General features: G+C 62.4%; 20 protein-coding genes. 7 read left to right on the top strand and 13 right to left on the bottom strand.

Going from position 1 to position 19,472, the window contains the following annotated elements; translation table 11 throughout:
• Positions 1 to 7 precede the first annotated feature (7 nt).
• On the bottom strand, positions 8 to 1,318 hold the full coding sequence (gene purB / locus OHL11_RS07295) for an adenylosuccinate lyase (protein ID WP_263370839.1): 1,311 nt from the start codon (positions 1,316 to 1,318) through the stop codon (positions 8 to 10).
• Between the two features lie 176 nt (positions 1,319 to 1,494).
• Here purB and OHL11_RS07300 point away from each other — a divergent pair, with 176 nt between their 5' ends.
• Both OHL11_RS07300 and OHL11_RS07305 read left to right on the top strand, forming a co-directional pair.
• Entirely contained in the window at positions 1,495 to 1,938 is a 444-nt protein-coding gene (locus OHL11_RS07300; RefSeq protein ID WP_263370840.1) for a MarR family winged helix-turn-helix transcriptional regulator, read from the top strand.
• Positions 1,938 to 3,818 carry a chloride channel protein gene (locus OHL11_RS07305; RefSeq protein ID WP_263370841.1) on the top strand — a complete coding sequence of 627 codons (1,881 nt, stop codon included), beginning with the start codon at positions 1,938 to 1,940 and terminating at the stop codon, positions 3,816 to 3,818. Before OHL11_RS07300 ends, OHL11_RS07305 begins: the two co-directional genes overlap by 1 nt.
• 38 nt (positions 3,819 to 3,856) lie before the next feature.
• Here the strand turns inward: OHL11_RS07305 and OHL11_RS07310 are convergent, their stop codons facing one another.
• The 8 genes from OHL11_RS07310 to OHL11_RS07345 all read right to left on the bottom strand — a co-directional run bounded on the left by OHL11_RS07310 (position 3,857) and on the right by OHL11_RS07345 (position 10,972).
• Positions 3,857 to 4,114, bottom strand: coding sequence for a glutaredoxin family protein (locus tag OHL11_RS07310; protein WP_263370842.1), 258 nt, complete (start codon positions 4,112 to 4,114; stop codon positions 3,857 to 3,859).
• A 34-nt stretch (positions 4,115 to 4,148) separates the two neighbouring features.
• Positions 4,149 to 4,922 (bottom strand): glucose 1-dehydrogenase, encoded by a 774-nt coding sequence (locus OHL11_RS07315; protein WP_263370843.1) that lies wholly within the window; start codon positions 4,920 to 4,922, stop codon positions 4,149 to 4,151.
• Between the two features lies 1 nt (position 4,923).
• Positions 4,924 to 5,376 (bottom strand): DUF3175 domain-containing protein, encoded by a 453-nt coding sequence (locus OHL11_RS07320; RefSeq protein WP_263370844.1) that lies wholly within the window; start codon positions 5,374 to 5,376, stop codon positions 4,924 to 4,926.
• Between the two features lie 29 nt (positions 5,377 to 5,405).
• On the bottom strand, positions 5,406 to 5,855 hold the full coding sequence (tadA, locus tag OHL11_RS07325) for a tRNA adenosine(34) deaminase TadA (protein WP_263370845.1): 450 nt from the start codon (positions 5,853 to 5,855) through the stop codon (positions 5,406 to 5,408).
• Positions 5,856 to 5,954: 99 nt separating this feature from the next.
• Positions 5,955 to 7,364, bottom strand: coding sequence for a YncE family protein (locus OHL11_RS07330; RefSeq protein ID WP_263370846.1), 1,410 nt, complete (start codon positions 7,362 to 7,364; stop codon positions 5,955 to 5,957).
• A 129-nt stretch (positions 7,365 to 7,493) separates the two neighbouring features.
• Positions 7,494 to 7,922 (bottom strand): type II secretion system protein, encoded by a 429-nt coding sequence (locus tag OHL11_RS07335; protein WP_263370847.1) that lies wholly within the window; start codon positions 7,920 to 7,922, stop codon positions 7,494 to 7,496.
• Positions 7,916 to 8,413 carry a type II secretion system protein gene (locus OHL11_RS07340; RefSeq protein WP_263370848.1) on the bottom strand — a complete coding sequence of 166 codons (498 nt, stop codon included), beginning with the start codon at positions 8,411 to 8,413 and terminating at the stop codon, positions 7,916 to 7,918. Before OHL11_RS07340 ends, OHL11_RS07335 begins: the two co-directional genes overlap by 7 nt.
• Positions 8,414 to 8,446: 33 nt before the next feature.
• Entirely contained in the window at positions 8,447 to 10,972 is a 2,526-nt protein-coding gene (locus OHL11_RS07345) for a cohesin domain-containing protein (protein ID WP_317890633.1), read from the bottom strand.
• 378 nt (positions 10,973 to 11,350) lie between these two features.
• Between OHL11_RS07345 and smpB the strand changes: the two genes are divergently transcribed.
• The 5 genes from smpB (at position 11,351) to OHL11_RS07370 (ending at position 15,465) form a co-directional block, all read left to right on the top strand.
• Positions 11,351 to 11,893 carry an SsrA-binding protein SmpB gene (gene smpB / locus OHL11_RS07350; protein WP_263370849.1) on the top strand — a complete coding sequence of 181 codons (543 nt, stop codon included), beginning with the start codon at positions 11,351 to 11,353 and terminating at the stop codon, positions 11,891 to 11,893.
• Positions 11,894 to 12,117: 224 nt separating this feature from the next.
• Complete coding sequence (locus OHL11_RS07355) at positions 12,118 to 13,641, top strand: tetratricopeptide repeat protein (protein WP_263370850.1); 1,524 nt, start codon at positions 12,118 to 12,120, stop codon at positions 13,639 to 13,641.
• 4 nt (positions 13,642 to 13,645) lie between these two features.
• The gene (locus OHL11_RS07360; RefSeq protein WP_263370851.1) at positions 13,646 to 14,035 is read left to right on the top strand and encodes an NfeD family protein; all 390 of its coding nucleotides are present in this window, start codon (positions 13,646 to 13,648) and stop codon (positions 14,033 to 14,035) included.
• A gap of 63 nt (positions 14,036 to 14,098) precedes the next feature.
• Entirely contained in the window at positions 14,099 to 14,761 is a 663-nt protein-coding gene (locus OHL11_RS07365) for a hypothetical protein (RefSeq protein WP_263370852.1), read from the top strand.
• 2 nt (positions 14,762 to 14,763) lie between these two features.
• Positions 14,764 to 15,465: an SPOR domain-containing protein gene (locus OHL11_RS07370; protein ID WP_263370853.1), complete on the top strand. Its 702-nt coding sequence runs from the start codon at positions 14,764 to 14,766 to the stop codon at positions 15,463 to 15,465.
• Between the two features lie 80 nt (positions 15,466 to 15,545).
• Here the strand turns inward: OHL11_RS07370 and OHL11_RS07375 are convergent, their stop codons facing one another.
• The 4 genes from OHL11_RS07375 to dapF all read right to left on the bottom strand — a co-directional run bounded on the left by OHL11_RS07375 (position 15,546) and on the right by dapF (position 19,469).
• A complete protein-coding gene (locus tag OHL11_RS07375) occupies positions 15,546 to 16,238 on the bottom strand; it encodes a lysophospholipid acyltransferase family protein (protein ID WP_263370854.1) in 693 nt (230 codons plus the stop codon).
• A 7-nt stretch (positions 16,239 to 16,245) separates the two neighbouring features.
• Complete coding sequence (mpl, locus tag OHL11_RS07380; RefSeq protein WP_263370855.1) at positions 16,246 to 17,682, bottom strand: UDP-N-acetylmuramate:L-alanyl-gamma-D-glutamyl-meso-diaminopimelate ligase; 1,437 nt, start codon at positions 17,680 to 17,682, stop codon at positions 16,246 to 16,248.
• Positions 17,683 to 18,573 (bottom strand): S66 peptidase family protein, encoded by an 891-nt coding sequence (locus tag OHL11_RS07385; protein WP_263370856.1) that lies wholly within the window; start codon positions 18,571 to 18,573, stop codon positions 17,683 to 17,685.
• A gap of 86 nt (positions 18,574 to 18,659) precedes the next feature.
• Positions 18,660 to 19,469, bottom strand: a complete 810-nt coding sequence (dapF, locus tag OHL11_RS07390; protein WP_263370857.1) for a diaminopimelate epimerase — start codon at positions 19,467 to 19,469, stop codon at positions 18,660 to 18,662.
• Positions 19,470 to 19,472: the final 3 nt, after the last annotated feature.

Genomic DNA, 19,472 nt, shown 5'->3' on the forward strand with positions numbered 1-19,472 from the left:
AGGAGGATCAGCCCGCAGCGAGTACGCGAGCAAACACCTTGTCGATGTTGCCGAGCTGTCGGGTGTAATCGAACGCGTGATCGATCGTTTCTTTGCTCAGCTTGGAGTTGATCACCGGGTCGGCGGTGATGAGTTCGCGGAAGTTCTTCCCATTCTCCCAGGCATCCATCGCATGCGTCTGAACGGTCTTGTAGGCGTCCTCGCGGCTGAGGCCGGCCTGCGCAAGCTCGAGCAGCAGTTGACCGCTGAAGACGAGGCCGCCGGTGAGTTCGAGGTTCTTCATCATGCGCTCGGGGTAGACGAGCAGGTTCTCGATCAGCGTTGCGGTCTTCTGCAGCAGGTAGTCGGTGACGGTAGTCGAGTCGGGCAGCACAACGCGCTCTGCCGAAGAGTGCGAGATGTCGCGCTCGTGCCACAGAGCCACGTTCTCAAAGCCGACCTGCGCGTTAGCGCGCACGGTACGAGCGAGCCCGCTGATCTGCTCACAGGTGATCGGGTTGCGCTTATGCGGCATCGCCGAGCTGCCCTTCTGCCCCTTGGAGAAGAACTCCTCGGCTTCGCGGACTTCCGTGCGCTGCAGATGGCGAATCTCCGTCGCGATCTTGTCGAGCGTCGAGGTGATGGTCGCAAGCGTGGCGAGGAAGTGTGCATGGCGATCGCGCGAGAGGACCTGCGTGGAAACCAGCGCGGGCTCGAGGTTGAGGTTCTCGAGGATCGCGGCTTCGTGCTCGGGCTTCAGATGGCCGAAGCTGCCAACGGCGCCAGAAAGCTTGCCGACGCGGAGATCTTCTGCGGCGAGGTCGAAGCGCTTGAGGTTGCGACCCATCTCGGAGTACCAGAGCAGCATCTTCATGCCGAAGGTAGTCGGCTCGGCGTGCACACCGTGGGTGCGGCCGATGGTCGGCGTGTGCTGGAACTCGATGGCGCGCGTCTTCAGCGCCTCACGCAGGCGAAGGATGCCTTCGCGGATGAGCTTGGAGGCCTCGACGATAGCGAGCGCCTGCGCGGTATCGACGACGTCCGTAGAGGTAAGGCCAAAGTGCAGCCAGCGCGCGGAGTCCGAACCTGCAGCCTGCACGGTCTCGGCCACGGATGTCGTGAACGCCAGCACATCGTGGCGCGTGGTCTTTTCGATTTCGTTGATGCGATCGACGGTGAACCCGGCGTGCTGGCGGAGCTCCTTGGCAGCCTCGGCGGGAACCATGCCCGCAGCGGCGAGCGCATCGGTAGCGGCCAGTTCAACCTGAAGCCAGCGCGAGAACTTGGCCTGCTCGGACCACAGGTCGGCCATGGCAGGACGGGTGTAGCGAGAAATCATGTGTACTCCGGGGTTTTCGTCAAAATCTATAGCGCGTAACGATGCACTTTGCTGCTAGTGTAAATTGCGAGACTTTTCCAGAGCCCTCTTCCAGAGCTTATTCACTGAGTGGCAAAGGTTTAGGCAGTATCGCTCCCAATCCTGTCGGGTTGCGATATAATTATTTTGAGGACACCATGACTCTCGATCCATCGACGACCACTCCTTCGGAACAGTTTCCGGAATACCTGAATGATCTTGCGTCTTTTCGTTACACGCTGCGTAAATTTCTCGCGTTCAGCGAGGTAGCGTCCGAGCGTGCGGGCATTCAGGCACAGCAGTATCAGTTGATGCAGGTAATCGCCTCCATTCCGCCGGAACAACATACGTCGATCAGCTATCTGTCGGAGCGTATGGTGCTGCGCCATAACTCGACGGTGGAGCTTGTCGATCGTGCTGAGCGCGCCGGCCTGGTGGAGCGCCGCAATGATGCGCGCGACCTCCGTCGCTCGCTCGTTGTGCTGACGCCCAAGGGATCGCAGATCCTGCGCACGTTAGTGAAGGAGCACACGGAAGAGCTGAAGCGTTACGGCAGCGAGCTTCTCAACTCCCTGCAGCACGTGATGGAAGCAGTGAAATAGTGAGCCAGGTAGGGGTCTCTCGATTACGGGATTACACCGCCGACAGCCGGCTGCTTTACGTGAGCGGCCTGGCGTCTGCACTGGGAGCCGTAGCCGCTGTCGCGGCATGGTGCCTGCTGATGCTCATCGCATTGGCGACGAACCTTTTCTACTTTCATCAGTGGAGCTTCCTTGAGCGCGATCCGTGGGAAGCCAACCTGCGTTGGTGGAGCGTCTTCATTCCCGTCGTTGGCGGTCTGATCGTCGGCATGATCGCTCGCTTCCTTTCGCCGCGAGTCCGTGGGCACGGTATGCCCGAAGCCGTGGAGACGATCGTCTTCGGCGGCGGTCGTGTGCAGCCCCGCGTAGCGGTGCTGAAGCCGATTGCCACAGCGATTGCGATCGGTTCCGGTGGACCGTTCGGCGCAGAAGGCCCGGTGATCGTCACCGGTGGCGCGATTGGCTCGGTGCTCGGCCAGTTGCTGACGATGTCTGACAGCGAGCGCACTGTGCTGATGGTGGCGGGTGCCTCCGCAGGCATGGCGGCAACCTTCAACTGCCCTATGGCAGCCATTCTGCTGGCCGTGGAGATCCTGCTTTTCGAGTGGAAGCCGCGCTCGGTGGTCCCTGTCGCGATGGCTTGCGTAACCGCAGGTGCAGTGCGCCGCCTGCTGCTGGGGCCGGCGGCCTTGTTTGTAATGAAGCCGCAGACGCAGCCGGTCTATCACCAGCAGATGCTCGGCGCGCTGATCATCGGCGTCGCGGCAGCGTTCTTCTCTCTGCTTCTCAGCAAGGCGATCCGCCTCAGCGAGAAGATGTTCCACAAGCTCCCCTTCCACTGGATGTGGTGGCCCGCGATTGGCGGCCTCGGCGTCGGCATCGGTGGACTTTTCTTCCCGCGCGCGCTGGGCGTGGGCTACAGCACGCTGCAGCTGATGATCCTGAACGGCAGGCACACCGAGGTGAAAATCCTGGTGGGCATCCTGGTGGTGAAGTCGCTGATTTGGGTCTTCGCGCTAGGGTCGGAGACGGCGGGCGGTATTCTCGCTCCGTTGCTCCTGCTAGGCGGAGCGATGGGAGCGATGCTCGGTCGCGCCATGCCGCAGATGACCGCCGGTAGCTGGGTGGTCGTGGGTATGACCTCGACGCTCACGGGTGCCATCGGCTGCCCGCTGACATCGGCGATGCTGGCCCTGGAACTGACTCGTAACGCAGGCATCATGCTGCCCGTGTTGCTCGCCTGCATGGCCTCTTACGGCGTGAGCGTGCTCGTGCAGCGGCGCTCGATGTTGACCGAAGCGCTGAGCGCGAAGGGACTCCACCTCAGCCGCGAGTTCAGCGTCGATCCTCTGGAGACGATGCTGGTCTCGCAGGCGATGCACACGAGCGTCTTCGCACTGAACAGCGATGCGCGCGTGGAGGAAGCCAAGGTCTGGCTGCGCTCGATGGAAGAACGCGGCGCCATCTCCTGGTCGCACTGGCAGCGGATTTTCCCGCTGGTGGATGCCGAGGGCAAGCTGACCGGGATGCTGACACGCGGACGCATGGTGGCCGCCGCGCAGAACGGTGACTCGGAAAGTCCGCTGGCCGACTTTGCGGTGGCCGATGCGCGGACGATCTCGCCGTTCCACACTCTCAAGGCTGCGGCAGCGTCCATGGCGACCTATCAGTTGACCAGCTACCCCGTGGTGGCGAGCGATGGCAAGCTGCTGGGCGTGCTGACGATCGAAGACCTACTGAAGGGCCGCACTCAACAGGACCAGCGCGAAAACTCGCGCCGGCGTGTGCTGCGACTCCGCTGGCCGTTCGGCGCCGCGCCACAGACGGTAGCCGATGCGGTCACCGAGGTTCCACCGAACATGTCTCCCACGCGGGACGAAGACGAAACGGCGAGCCACTAAGGCTCGCCGTTCTTTCTTGCGGATGCGTTTGTGGAGGCTTACTTTTCGGCAACGCCGAAGAGCTCTGCCATCTCTTCATGCAGGAAGCCCTGCCCTGGGCGATATGGTTGCACCCACTTGCCGTCGATGACGAACTGCGGAATGGCGCGTTTGCCTGTGGCGGCGATGACCTCGTCAGCCGCGCCGGGCGTGCGCTCGATGTCGATCTCTTTGTACGGAATGTCGTGGATGGCGAGGAAGCGTTTGGCTTCACGGCAATCGCGGCACCAGTCTGCGGAGTAAACAAGAAGTTCCATAGCGCTATTGTCTCAGCTTGCGGGGTGAAGAGCATCACTGCTCGTGGTAGTTGCGGATAAGGCCGCCGTCGATGAAGTACGTAGAGCCCGTCACGTAAGCGGCTTCATCGCTGGCGAGGAAGGCCGCGACGCCTGCAACCTCCTCAGGTTTGCCGAGGCGGCCAAGCGGGATATTGCGAAGAAGCGGATCAAGCTTCGCCGGGTCGCTCATCATCTTCTGGTTGATCGGTGTGGAGATAGCGCCGGGAGCGATGTTGTTCACCGTAATGCCAAGTGGACCGAGCTCCACAGCGAGGTCGCGCATGAGCATGCGCATACCGCCTTTGGCGGCGCAGTACGTGGCGAAATGTGGGAAGACCATGTCTTCGTGCACCGACGAGATATTGATGATCGTGCCGGGCTTGCCTGCAGTGCGCAGCTTACGAACAAAGGCCTGCGCGAGGAAGAACGCTCCCTTGAGGTTCACGTCGAGCACCTTGTCGTAGTCCTCTTCGGTGACGTCCCAGAAGTCTGCGCCAATCTCAATGCCCGCGTTGTTGACGAGAACGTCGCAGTTGCCGAAGTGCTGCCAGGCTTCATCAACGAGGCGCGTTGTGTCTGCGGTTTTGGACACGTCCGCGGCAACGAGGATCGACTCGCTGCCCGCAGCTGTGATGCGCTGGGCAGTATCCTCGGCCTCGTCCTTATGTCCGCGGTAGTCCACGACGATCTTGGCGCCCTCTGCCGCGAGACGCACTGCGATCGCTTTACCAATGCCAGAACCTGAACCTGTGACGATAGCCACTTTTCCTTCGAGACGTCCACGCATACTAACGAGTTCCCTTCTTCGCGGCCTTCTTCGCCGTTCGCTTCACAGCCTTCTTCGCGCTCTTCCGGGCGGCTTTCTTTGCCGTCTTCTTGGCAGCCTTCTTGAGAGCTGGCTTGTCTTCCTTCCGGGCGAGAAGCTTCTTGGCTCGCTCGAGCGTCTGCTTGCGCTCCGCGGGCAGGTTCTTGCCTGCACGGTTCTCGTAGAAGGAAAGCATCTGCATGGCCTGCCCAGGACCCTTTGGCGAGACAGACTTCTTCGCTAAACCCTCCGAAATCGCCTTGGCAGATTTCTTGAAGAGGCCGGGGCCGGGCTTGGTGGAATCGGTCGTGACCTTTGCGGACCAACGCTTGGAAGGCGGAGTCGTGCTCTTCTTCGCAGTACTCTTCTTCGCGGTGGTCTTCGTCGCAGTGGTCTTCGTCCCAGACGCGCGCTTCGCTGCTTTCTTCGTCGCCATCATGGCACCTCACGCAAGTGAGATGCAGCTTACGAGGATTTCGTGGTGGCACGGCGCGCGCGAAAGAAACTTGTCAGCATAGTGCTGCACTCCTCAGCGAGCACGCCTGCGGTGACTTCCACGCGATGATTGAGGGATCCGTGGTTGAGCACCTGCATGACGGAGCCATCTGCGCCCGCCTTGGGGTCGGCGGCGGCGTAGAGAAGACGGCCCACGCGCGCGTGCACCATAGCCCCGGCGCACATGGCGCAGGGCTCCAGCGTGCAGACCAACGTGCAGCCGGTGAGGCGATAGTTGCCCAGCGCAGCCGCGGCCGCGCGCATGGCCACGATTTCCGCATGAGCGGTAGGATCACTGAGCCGGATGACCTGATTATTGCCGCGACCGAGGATTTCGCCTTCTGCTGAAAGCACGACCGCACCTACTGGCACCTCGCCCTCGGCCTGAGCGGCGAGCGCTTCGTCGATTGCGAGGCGCATCAGGAGTTCGTCATCGAGGAGCATCAAGGTGATTGTAACGGGCAAGACAAGGCCCGGTCAGAGCGACCGGGCTTTGAATATTCCTCAACCTCCAAGGGACTAGGGCGAGGTGATGACGACGCGAACACCGGTGCCGTAGAGCGGAGCGTGATACGTAACGACGTCCGTCTCTGTGTAGAGAATCGTCAGGTACTTGCTGTCCGTGGAGGTGATGTAGACCTTGCCCGTGGGCGTGCCGGTGGTGACGGCGAGCGTCGAAGGATGCACACCGTAGATATACGGCTGACCGAGCGCCGTCGTGTCACCGATGGTCGGATCTGCCGCGACCGGAATGGTCGCGGTGACCGTACCCGAGGTCAGGTTGACCACGCTCACCGAACCGTTGGTGCTGCTGTTGCCCGAGTTCGTCACATACGCGCGCGGCGAGAGAGTGTCACGGAGAACCTGCACCTGCGTGGGGTTCACGCCCACGGGTACCGTGGCGATGAGCGTACCGAAGTTGGCTGCGTCGGTGGGGTTCGACGTGTTGCAAGTGCTGTTGCCGGACTGCGCAGCAGCCGAGCAGAGCGGAATGTTGTAGATGCTGACCATGCCGCCGTGCGTGCCATCGCCCTGCGAAAGCACAACGAGTTCATTGGTATACGGGTTGATGTCGGCCCACACCGGATTCGACGCGATGTTATTGCCGTTCGAGTCGTTCACGGTAGGAATCGAGATCGTCGGCGTCGTGCTGTCGAGCGCATTGTTCGTCACGTTGATGACGCTGATGCTCTGCGAGCCCTTGTTCAGGACGAAAGCGCGATAGCCATCGCTCGTCATCACGCCGTAGACGGGGTTCGCGCCCACCGTGAGCGTCGCGGTCGTGGTGAGGCCGGCGGTGCTCGAAGCTTCAACACCTGAAGCCGTGCCGTTCGCGTTCAGAATGTACAGGCGGGTAGCAGCGTCTACGCCGACCACGTATTGCGGCAAGGCAGGTGTCGTGATCTCCTGCAGCAGCTGGCCGGAGGAGTTCAGCGCGGCCACCTTGCTGGCGCCCGTCTCTGGCACGAAGACCGAAGCCGAGGCGTTCTTGATCGTCATCACCGAGACGTTGGTCGGCAGCGTTGTCGAAGGGAGCGTCACCTGCTGCACGTCGCTGGTCAGCAGCGTATTCGGGCTGGACGACGCGAAAGTATCCAGCGAGCCCGCGGCATTGATGACATACGCCTGGCTGCCACCCGAGTTCAGCGCGAGGTAATTCGGCGCCGTCTGCACAGAAGGCGAGGTGATCACTTCGTCGCCCGAGAAGTCGACGAACGTAGCCAGACCGCTGGCAGAAGCGCCCGTATTGCTGAGCACGACCGCATACTTGGTGGGCTGACCTGCAGGGCCCGTAGGGCCGCTACCCGCAACGACGGGGCGATAGGTGTTACCGCAACCTGCAAGCAGGATGGCTGCGAAACTCGCAGCGGCGTACGCAGAGGCCTTGGCGCTCGAGAAGCTGGCGCGGCGGTCGGAGGCTACAAACATCTGAGACAAACGAGCTCCAAATAGACGGCGAAAATTCGTCGGGGAGAAATCAGCCCAAGCTAAGCCGTCGATCGTTTCCATTGTAAATGCTGGATGGCAGAAACTGCGGGAAGTTCTTGCAGGATGCGGCTACCAGGTGTTGTAACTGGTGCCGTCGGAGGCAAGGGACTGCGCGCCGGATTTCACGTCGTCGATGCCGCCCTGAGTCTCGGTGATGCTCATCAGCGTGTCCGACTGCGAGGTGATCCAGGTATCGGTGCGGTTCGTGATCGGGTCGATGGGAATCGACTTCAGGTAGCCTCCCTGCACCAGATCGTCGAGCGACTGCGGGGCCTTTTCCTTGTCCACGGTGTAGCTGTCGATGGCCTGGCGCATGGTGTGCAGGTCTTCGCGGAGCACAGCTTCCTTGGCGCGACGCACGTTGTTCAGGTACGCAGGCACGGCGATGGCCGCCAGCAGACTGATGATCGCCATAACGATCATCAACTCCACCAGCGTGAAGCCTTCTTCGCGCCGACGGCGCGTGCGGAGAGAGCGAATTGGGAGGCTGCTTACCATGTGCTGTACTTCGTTCCGTCGAGGCCGGTGCCGTCGCTCTTGGTGTAGACGTCAAAAACGTTCTGGCCGCCCCAACTGGAGGAGTCCGTGTCGTCCTGGTTGGAGCGCTCGCCCCAGTCGGTCGATTTCGTCATGGGATCGACAGGGATGCGGCGCAGAAAGCGCACCTTGTGGTCCTGGATGTCCACACCATCCACCAGCGTCTGCAGATCGGGCGGATAGTTATTGCTGTCCGCTTTGGTTTGGATGCCGCCTTTATCTGCGGCGTCCTTGTAGGCGTCGATCGCAGCGCGCATCTCCCACAGATCGTGGCGTAGTTCGCGCTCCTTCGAGCGCTTGATCTGCAGGCGCACCAGCGGGATGGCTGCTGACGCAAGGATCGAGATCATCGCCACAACGATGATGAGTTCGATGAGTGTGACGCCCGCCTCGGAAGACCGCAGTTGCGGCTTCCGGGCGGGTGCGATCGCATTGAGGGCGGTTACGCTCATCTACCTCTTACCTGCCTACGGGCTCTTCCCTGTTTACTGGACGTGGACCACGCCCTGCGAGCTGACTGCCGGGACATCCTTACCCTGCGAGTTCTTCGCGGCGAGTCGCACGAGGCTGACGTTGGAGTTGCCCTTGCCGATAGCGCGGAAGGTCAACGTAGCCAGCGTTCCCTGCCCGCTGATGCCGAGCGTTCCCGGGGGACGCGAGGCCGTCACGGTGACAGCGCCGTTGCCTTCGTCACGATGCACCATCGCGACAGCCTGACCGTCACGACCGAGCAGATCGCCTGCATCGACATTCACCAGCTGCAGCACCTTCGCATCAAACTGCACCTGCAGCGGCATGCTGTAGAGATCGTTGGCGTTGGCTGCGAGCAGCGCTACCTGGAAGGTGGCGCCGACAGCCTGGTTCGCCACCGGCGGTACGACGCTGACCGTTACCGGTACACCGACCGCACCGGGCGCGGATTGCACGGTGGCCGCAGCAGCGTTCGCTGCTGCCGAAGGAACGATCGTTCCCGGCTTCATCGGCTGCGCCTGCTGCGCGATCTGATCCAGCATGGCCGAAGCTGCACGCGCGGTGGTCGTGCTGGTCGGCGGCGGCGTGGTCTGCGTGAGAGCAGCGATACGCGCAGCCTGTGCGGCCGACATCGCGGCGAGCACTTCGGACGGGTCGCGGCGAATGAGTTCGACCGACTGGCCGGTGCCGCTGTAGATCGCGCGGGTGTTCTCTTCCGTCAGCACGCTCTCACGCACAATGTGCGGGATGAGCAGGAAGACGATTTCGTCAGACGAACGAGTGCGATCCGTAGAGGAGAAGAAGTACTTGAGCAGCGGGATTTCGCCGAGACCCGGCGTACCGCTTACAGCCTTCTGGTCTTCCTGTTCGAAGAGGCCAGCGAGCAGCGAGGGCTCGCCATCCTTGAGCTGAATCACCTGCTCTGCGACGCGCTGCGAGATGATCGGTTCGGTGACGTCCGAGATCGTGACCGAGCCGCTCTGCGAGGAGATTTCCACCTTCAGCTTGAGCGAGATTTCGCGGTCGTAGTGCACGGTCGGCGTGATGTCGAGGTTGACACCGACGTCGAGGTAAGTGAACTGCGTCTGCACACCGTAGGCGCTCGAGGTGGAAAGCGTCGAGCTGTAGCTGCCGGTCGCCACGGGGATCTTGGAACCGATCTTGATGGTCGAACGCTGACCGTCCGTAGCGCGGATGCGCGGATTCTGCAGAATGCGCGTGTCGGAGTCCGTGAGCAGTGCGTTCACCGTGCCGCCGCCGAGCGTGACCGCGAAGTTCGTCGCGTTCAGGTTGCCCAGCGTGTTCAGCGTAATGCCTGAGGTCGAGGTGGTGGTCGACGACGACGAACTGCTGGACGAGGAGGAGCTGCTGGTATTCGCGTTGGAGTACTGCGGCGTCATCGTCAGGCTCTGCGGCAGCGTGATGCCGAGATCGCGTTCCTTCGAACGATTCACTTCCAGCACGGCGACGTCGATAATGACTTCTGCGCGGGTGCGGTCGAGATCGTTGATGAGCTTTTCGGCCAGCACGAGTTGGTCCGGCGTCGCGCGCATGACGATCGCGTTCTGGCTGGCGACGAGGTAGATCTTGATGCTCGGGTCAAGCACGTTACGCAGGGCGACGAGGACTTCGTTGGCGTCGTTCTGCTGCGAAACGTTGGTGAGGTAGAAGGTCTGGACGGCCATATCGTCCAGATCCGTGCGCTTGGCGCGGTTGTTCTGCGCCACGAAGATCGTGTTCGATGTGACGGGCTTCCAGAAGGTGCCGCCGAGCGTGCCGACGATGCGGAGCGCGTCGAAGAGCGAGACGCCGGTCAGGTCCACGGGAATGCGCTTCGAGGTGTATTCGGGGTCAAAGATAACGTTCAGGCCAGCGGCTTTGCCGATGGCCTGATAGATGATCTTGGTGTCCTCGACCATGTGCAGCGTGATCGGATCATCGGAAACGGTCCGGAGCGCGATCGGCGCGGCCATGGAGGCGATGTCGCGCTGCACCTGAAGTTGGTGCGGTGTCTGCTCGGCCATGCCAGGCAGCAGGGGAGTGCCGGGCGTACCGAGCGGGCCGCCATTGTTCGTGGCTCCGGGGCCGCCGGCGGGTACAGCCATCGTGCCGCCGATCGGACCCATCGTGGGGCGTGCGATGATCTGAATTTCCTGCGCGGCCGCTTCGTTGCTGGGGTCGATCTGGATGGCGCGCTGATACTCCAGCAGCGCCGCGGCGAGATCGCCGGACTGGCGAAGCACGCGGCCACGGTCAAGATGCTGGTTGGCGGCCTGGAACTTCAGGCGCTCGTAGCGAGTCTTGTAGGCGAGGTCCGAGGGCTTCTTCAGCCAGGCCTGGCGAAAGTCTTCGTAAGCCTCGTCATAATTTTCCTTGGCTTCTGCGGCCTGACCGCGCTTGTCCCAGGTGTGGGCGGACTGAGCGTGCGCCGGGTGAACGGCTGCGAGGAGTGCGATACCAAGCGCAAAGGCACTGGCGCTGCGCGTAGAGAACAAATTCATGTATTGACGACCGTTACCCGGTTGCTGCAGAGGCTGCATGCGTTCCGTCCGCTCAAGATGGCCCTGGATACTGGGGCCGCCAAGGACGTGGAGGCACCGGCTGGCAGCTCGAAAAACGCGCTGACGAACGGGTTGCCGCTGAGTTCCTGACGGGGTGCCGGGCTGTGTCGATAGTACCATCCGATGCACGTACGAAGCCTTCCGAAGGTTGATTTGCCTAACGATTCCCCGCGTATTTTCACGAGGTTCACGATCGGGGTTAGTGTCGGTTGGACGCACGGAAACGGAAGAGGTTTGCGGAGCGTGGGAGAAATTCTGCAACCCGCCCCGGGCGCCTGCCGCAGGTGAAGCCAAAGCGAAGGTGCTAGCATCAAAAAGCTTCTGCCGCCTGAAAGAGTGGCAGCTTTCGGACCCCTTATGCCTCGCCAGAACACAGTACAGATTCAGCCGTCGTCGAACGCCAAGCCTGCCGTGAAGGAAAAGGACCGCGACCCCGTTGCTGCGGGCAAGCGCGATGCCGCGTTCAACCGCTCGGCCAGCTTCAATTACTTCCTCGAAGACCGTTTCGAGGCGGGCGTTGCCCTGCGCGGCACCGAGGTAAAGAGCATCCGCGAGGGCAAGGCCAACCTGAAGGACGCCTACGGCCTCGTGAAGGATGGCGAAGCTTTCCTGCTGAACGCGCATATCGGCCACTTTTCGCACGGCAATATCTACAACCACGAAGAGACCCGCACCCGTAAGCTGCTGCTGCATAAGAAAGAGATCGAAAAGCTGAAGGCGGCGCTGCAGGGCAAGGGCTACACGCTGGTGCCGGTGCGTTTCTACTTCAAGAACGGCCGCGTGAAGTGCGAAATGGCACTCGCCAAGGGCAAGCAGGACTGGGACAAGCGGGAAACCGAGCGCAAGCGCGAGGCCGACAAGGAAGCGCGCTCTGCGATTGCTCGCGGCCAGCGCGGATAAAACGGGCTGACGTTTCAGAGATAGCGTGTAGGCTTCCACGAGCTTCAAGGTCAAGATGGAGCCTTAGGTACAACGTCACGGGGTAGCATCGATGCCCCTCGAGGGTGCAGTCTTGCGAAACCCTATTCGCTCCCCCTAAACCCTCGCCGCAAAGAGCTACACTAGCCGGGATGGTTCGTCGACTTGCATCGGTAGTTTTGGTTTCTGTGGGGATAGCCTCAGGCATGGCTGCGTACGCGCAGGCTGCGCCCGAAGGCCGTGTGGTGCTGGTGCTGCCGTTTGAGAACCGCTCCGGCAACGCTTCGCTGAACTGGGTAGGCGACAGCTTCCCGGACACGCTGGACAAGCGCCTCAACTCCTCGGGTTTCCTTACGATTTCGCAGGATGATCGCCGCTACGCGCTCGATCACCTTGGCCTGCCCAAGGACTTCCGTCCTTCGCGCGCGACGACGATCAAGATCGCGCAGCAGCTCGACGCAAACTACGTGGTGATCGGCAGCTTCAACGTCGTCGGCCAGCAGATCCGCATTCAGTCGCAGGTGCTCACCGTGAACGCGTTGAAGCTTTCAGCCGCGGTAGAAGACTCCGCTGAGCTGAACCGGCTTTTCGACGCGGAAAACGCGGTGGCCTGGAAGATCGCGCGCGCGATGGACCCGAAGATGAACGTGGCCGAGCAGACCTTTCTCGCCGCTCCGGGCGCAGTTCCCTTGCCCGCTTTTGAAAACTACATCCGCGGCACGAACGCGCCGACGCCGAATGATCGTCTGGCGCGCCTGAAGGAAGCCGTCAGCATCAGCCCGAACTATGCGGCAGCCCTGCTGGCTCTGGGTAAGGAGCAGTATGCGGCCAAGGATTTCGCCGCAGCCGCGACGACGCTCGCGAAGGTTCCGCAGGACGATCCGCTGTCGCTGGAGGCTGGCTTCTACCTCGGCCTTGCGCGCATCAACAACAACAATTACACCGGCGCTGCGACGGCGTTTGATTTCGTCGAGAGCCGCCTGCCGCTGCCGGAGGTGCTCAACAACCACGGTGTGGCGCTGGCCCGCCAGGGCAAGGATGGCTCTGCGTACTTCGACCGCGCGGTGAAGGCCGATCCGAATGACGTGGACTTCCGCTACAACCTCGCGGTTTCACTCTTCCGCCGCGGCGATACGGCCGATGCGCTGCGCGAAGCCGACGCCGCGCTGAAACTGAAGAACACCGACGGCGACATCGTCACGCTGCGCTCGCGCATCGCTGCAGTGCCCGCTGGCACAAAGCTGCCCGCGAATGATCCGACCTTCGCTCCGGCGGAGCGCGTACGTCGCTCGTACTCGGAAGCAAGCTTCCGCCAGGCGGCGTTCCAGTTGAGCCAGCTGCAGGACATGCGTCTCGCGATGCTGCCGCCTGCGCAGCGAGCGAACGAACACAACTCGATCGCGCAAGGCTACATGCAGCAGGGACTGCTGCCGCAGGCGGAACAGCAGTACAACGCTGCGCTTGAGGCGGATGGCTCCAACGCGGCAGCCCATGCGGGTTTGGCCGAGATTCGCGAACGTAGCGGACAGAAGGATGAGGCGCGCAACGAAGCGCAGGCTTCGATTCGCCTGAAGCCGAACGTGCCGGCGTATCTCGTGCTCGCCCGCCTGGAGATCGCCGCGAAGAACGTGCCCGCGGCCGTGGAGGCAGTGAACCATGCCACCGCTCTCGAGCCGCACAACCCCCAGGCGATTGCATTGCGCATGAGCCTGCAGAAGCCCGCACAATAAACCGATGCTGCCCCTCCCCTTCGCTCCTGCGTTGACGCTGCTGCTGATCACCGTGGGCGGACTTCTGCTCGCGTGGGAAGCGAACCATCCCGGATCGATGCTGCCGGGCGGGATCGGCCTGATCGCGGTGCTGATCGCGCTGGCGTCGGTGATGCGGTCGCAGGATGCCGCCGAGCACGTAAGCGGCCTGATAGCCGCGTTTGCGGCGATGCTGGCGAGCTTTCGCTGGCCAAAGCGCTGGCTCTTCGGCATAGCGGCGGCGCTCTGGGTCGGGGCTTTCCTCGCCATCGGGCCACGCTGGGTAGCGATTCTGTGCGCGGCGGTGCTTGCCGTGGCGACGTCCCTGCTGGCCGAGATCACCGCCCGGGCGCGACGAAACAAAGCTTTGCGCTAGAGCAGCGGCCTCGGACGCGATAGACTGAAACGAGCGCACATTTGGCGCTGGAGCCACACTACGTTGAACCGCCTTGCCCGTATCATGCTCGCTGCCGGTGTACTCGCCGGATCGTTTGCCCCCGCTGCCTTTGCGCAGGACAATACCCAGCCGTCGAAGTACTCCAAGTACCTTGAGCGCATGGACTTCAGCTTGGGCGGTATGGCGCTGTTCAACAGCACAGTCTCTGGTCCACGCCAGGCGCCGGAGCTTCCGGCTGCGACCGTGAGCGAGTCCGCCGGTAACACTGCCGGCCTGCTCGCAACGTTGCGCTATACCGCGAAGCCGTACTTCGGCATCGAGTACAACGCAACGTACGCGCGTTACACCGAGACCTTCAACGTGAATCCGCTGCAGATTCAGACGGGCGTCACAGAGCAGACCTTCGGCTATGTCGTGACGCCGCGCCAGCAGATCTACGGCCTGCAGCCGGTGATCAGCGTCGGTGCGGGTTCGACGCGCTTCAAGCCCACCAAGGGCGGCGGTAACAGTTCGCCGACGCAGTGGCGCGCGACGTACTACTACAACATCGGCGTGCAGAAGGAGTTCGGCGATAGCCACTTTGGCGCGCGTGTGGCCTTCCGCCAGGCGTTCTACAAGGCCCCCGACTTCCTGCTGAACTACCTGACGATCAACAAGCGCACGTCGTCGATCGAGCCGAACTTCAACATCTACGTCCGCTTCTAACCATGAACAGCCATCACCATCTGCTGGATGACGATGACGACCTGATGCCCGGTCGCGAGCGCGAACTCACGCTCTCGACCGGCACGATCCTTGCGATCTTCTTTGGCCTCGTGCTGGTGTGTGGCCTCTTCTTCGCTTTTGGCTACAACCTCGGCAAGAAGGCGACCGTTCCGCAGTTTACGGCGAGCGGGGATGACAACAGCGGATCGGGCGCGCAGTTCAACAACTTCAAGCCCTCGGCGGGATCGCCTTCCGGCTCCTCGGCAGTGGCCGCGAAGAACAGCACGCCGCTGGCCACGAGCACGCCTGCTCCTGTAGCCGCACCCAAGCCCGCGCCCGTCGCGCAGAATGATGCTCCTGTGGCGGAGACGCCGCGTGTGGCCGAGGCTGCTCCGGCAGAGCCGAAGCCGACGCCTGTGCACCTGGGAACAGCGAATGCTCCGGCACGCCCTGCTCCCGCTGCGGCGATGCCTGCAGCAACGCCTGGTGGAAGCTTTATCGTGCAGGTCGCAGCGGTGTCGCATCGCGGTGACGCGGACATGCTCGTCAATGCGCTGCGCGGCCGTGGGTACTCTGTCTACGCTCGCACGGAGCCGACCGACAACCTGACGCGCGTGCAGGTGGGGCCCTTCGGCAGCAAGCACGATGCGGATGCGATGCGGCAGCGCCTGCTGGCCGATGGATATAACGCGATTGTGAAGTAGAGAATTTGGTCCAAAGCAAAAGGCGCGGCTTCGGCCGTGCCTTTTGCTTTGCCTGGTGATCCTCGTGTTAGCGGCTGAAGCTAGAGGGCGGCTTCCATGATGCTGCGCGCGGCGGACATCAGTTCATCACGCGTGGCGAACTGCTCGGGGTAGATCGCGGGCAGGAATTCCATCGTGACGTTACCGGGCTTCAGCCACGTTTGGCCCTTCGGCCACAGCTCCTGCGTGCCACGCATGATGATCGGCACGAGCGGCGCGCCGGTGGCTTCCGACAGATAAAACGCGCCCTTCTTGAAGGGCAGCAACTTGCCGTCGCGCGAGCGTGTGCCTTCGGGATAGATGCTGATGTGGTGTCCGCTGCGCAGCGCCTCCCCTGCAAGCTCGGTGGCTCGTTTCGCGTCCTCGATGGATCTCGCGCGCGCGACGGGAATGAACTTGCCCATCTTCATCGCGGTGCCGAGCAACGGGATGTTCATCAGCGACTTCTTCAGGAAGAACGAAGTCTCGCCGGGAACGTTCGCGATGTTGATCGGCGGATCGAGGTTCGAGACGTGGTTCGAGAGATAGATGACACCGCGGCCTTGCGGTACATGCTCGAGGCCGACGATGCGCACACGAACGCCCGCAGCGCGCAGGCCAAGGCGCACAATCGCGGTGCCCCAGATGTACATCCGGTGGGTGTTGCCGACAATCAGCGAATAAGGGATGCCAACGATCGCGGCGGGAACGCCGAGAACGATGAAGACAGAGACCATGAGCAACGTACGAAACATGACCGAATTAGGATACCGCCGACGTCCGGGCGCGAAGGGCTGCGGGAAGCTTCTCGTAGATGCCGCCGAAGCCACCGTTGGAGAGGATGGCGACGACATCACCGGAGCGCAGCGTGGGAGTGATGGACGCAACGATTTCATCGGCGTCCGCGTGGAGTGAAGCGTTCGTGCCGCGCTTGTTCAGCGCTTCGACGACGTGGCCGGGCTCGAGGCGTTCGTGCTCGGGGATCGCGCCGATATTGAAGACTCCGGCGACAACGACTTCGTCGGCAGCAGCGAGGCTTTCGATGAGTTCCTTCTCGAAGACGTTGCGGCGAAGCGTGTTCGAGCGCGGCTCGAGCACGGCAACGAGGCGACGCCCAGCGTAGCTTGCACGCAGAGCTCGCAGCGTTTCGCGGATCGCCGTGGGGTGGTGCGCGAAGTCGTCGATGATGGTGATGCCGTCGATCTCGGCGCGCACTTCAAGCCGACGCTTGACGCTCTTGAAGGTGGCAAGCGCTTCGATGATGCTCTCCACCGCGATGCCCTGCCCTGCGGCAAGCGCGGCGGCGGCCGTAGCGTTCAGCGCGTTATGTTCACCGGCCATCGGCAGCGTGAGGTTCGCGAAGAGTTCACCGTCGCAGTGGAGTGCCCACTCGCTGCCACCGTTGATGTGGCGGAGTTCCTTGAGGCGCCACTTGGATTCGGCAGCGAAGCCATAGCGCTCGACCTTGCAAAAGGCCTTGGCGGCGCACTCGGTGACATTCTCGCTGGCGTCGTACGCGATAAGGCGACCACGCTTGGGGATAAGGTTCACCATGCGCTTGAACGCGGTCTTCACAGCGTTGAGGTCGGCGTAGATATCGGCGTGATCGAACTCGACGTGGGTGAGAATCGCAGCATCCGGAAAGTAGTGCAGGAACTTCGGCCCCTTGTCGAAGAAGGCGGTGTCGTATTCGTCGCCCTCGAGGATGAAGGGTTTGGTCTCCTGACGCACACGAAAGCTGGTGCCGAAGTTTTCAGCGACGCCGCCGATGAGGAACGACGGCGCGAAGTTCGCGTCCTTGCGCGCGGCCACCTCGAAGATCCACGAGAGCATCGAGGTTGTCGTGGTCTTACCGTGCGTGCCGCACACGACGAAGCGATCGCGGTTGACGAGGAACTCATCGTGGATGAGCTGCGCCATCGAGGTCATCGGGATGCGCTGGTCGAGGACGACTTCGAGCTCGGCGTTGCCGCGGGAGATGGCGTTGCCGACGACGACGAGGTCCGGGCGCGGCTCAAGGTTCGCGGCGGCGTACGGCTCCATGATGGGAATGCCCATCGCGCGGAGCTGGTCGCTCATGGGTGGATACGCGGCGGTGTCCGAGCCGGTGACCTTGTGGCCCTGCTCGCGCAACATGCCGGCGAGTGAGGCCATGGCCGTACCGCAGATGCCGATGAGATGAACGTGCTTCGATTGCATTTACAGGACGCTCCTGAGGGTGTCGTTTTCGAGTGCGACGTAGTCGCCAAGTAGCAGGCTGCGGTTGCCGCCGGTTACGTGGCCGCAGCGAAGGCCGATGGTGATAGGGCCGTCGAACCACGAGAGCGCATGCAGCAGAGCGTTTTCGAGCAGCGGCATTTCGTTCGGCTCGACGTTGGCGCTCATGTCGCCAAAGACGATGCCGGTGACGCGCTCGAACATGCCTGCGTAGCGCAGGTGGAGGAGCATACGGTCCCACTGATAGGGCTTGGTGCCGATGTCTTCGAGGAAGAGGATGGTCGGCTCGTCGAGCTTGAGCGCATAGCGCGTGCCAAGCCCTGCTTCGAGGATGCTGAGGCAGCCGCCGAGCAAGCGACCTTGTGCGCTACCGCTGCGCAACATACGAATGCCGTCATGCTTGTTGACCTGCCACGGGCATGTGCGTTCGAGCACAGCGCGCCACGTGGTCTCGTCCGCGCCTCGGCTGAGCGACCAGTCTGCGGCGCACATGGGGCCGTAGACGGTGGGCAGCTTCAACGCACTCCAGAGGTACGCCTGCAGCGAGGTCTGGTCGCTGTAGCCGATGAAGGGTTTGCGATTGGCCGCGATGAGCGCGAGGTCGAGATGCTCGAGCAGCTCTGCGGAACCCCATCCGCCGCGTGTGCAGAGGATGGCGTCGATGCTTGGGTCGGCGAAGGCGGCGTGCAGATCGTCTAGGCGGGCGCGCAGTGGGCCAGCGTAATACAGCGGCCCGCGAGCCTTCGCTGCAGGCATCAGCACCGGCTCGTAGCCCCACGCAGCAAGCGCGGCGATGCCTGCATCGATGCGCTCTTCATTCGCCGCAGATGCAGGCGAGATGATGGCGATGCGGCTTCCTTGTCGAAGTGACATGATTTGCGTCCTGAGTAGTGTTGGCTTCCTGATAGATCCTGCAAACTCGCATCTCAAAAATCGAGATACGCGGCACACAATCGCGGCTAGAACTCCACCGTGCCCTGGCAGATGATTTCGGCGGGGCCGGTGAGCATCATCTGCGCGGCGTTGTCGGGCCAGACGACGGTTTGTGGGCCGCCTTGCGCGATAGCCGTTAGCGAACGCTCGACGCCCTTCAGCGAAATCGCTGCAGTGGAGGAAGCGCAGGTGCCGGTGCCGCTGCTCGTCGTGGGGCCGCAGCCGCGCTCGAAGATGCGGAACTCGATGGTGTCCGGACCGAGAACGCGCACGAACTCCACGTTCGTGCCGAAGCGGAAGAGCGGATCGACCGCAATTTTCGAGCCGAGTTGCTGCCACGTCATGCCATGCGAGCTGAAGTCTTCGTTCTGTGGAAAGAGCACGAAGTGCGGGTTGCCGACGTTGATCATCGCGCCTTCGATCGGGCCATCGACGCCTTCGATCTCGATGGTGCGCGGCATCACGCGCGGCACGCCCATCGCGGACTCGATCCACCACTCATCGCCCTTGCGCTCGATGAGTTTGCAGACGCGATCGCCGCCATGCGTGCCGAAAGTGATGTGGCCGAGGCCTTCGCTTTGCGCAAGCCACGCGGCGACGCAGCGCGTTCCATTGCCGCTGAGTTCGGCTTCGCTACCGTCGGCGTTGATGAGACGCAGGAAGATGGTGCCGTCGTCGCGGCGCTCGAAGAACTCAATGCCGTCGGCACCAATACCGGTGTTGCGCGAGCAGAGCTTCTGCGCGAGTGCGACGTGTTGACCTTTCGCATGCACCTCGTCGATGACGAGAAAATCGTTGCCGCGAGCGTGGGCTTTTACAAACGGAATGGTACGCAAAAC

Source organism: Granulicella cerasi (genome assembly GCF_025685575.1).
In the GTDB taxonomy this organism is placed as follows: domain Bacteria; phylum Acidobacteriota; class Terriglobia; order Terriglobales; family Acidobacteriaceae; genus Granulicella; species Granulicella cerasi.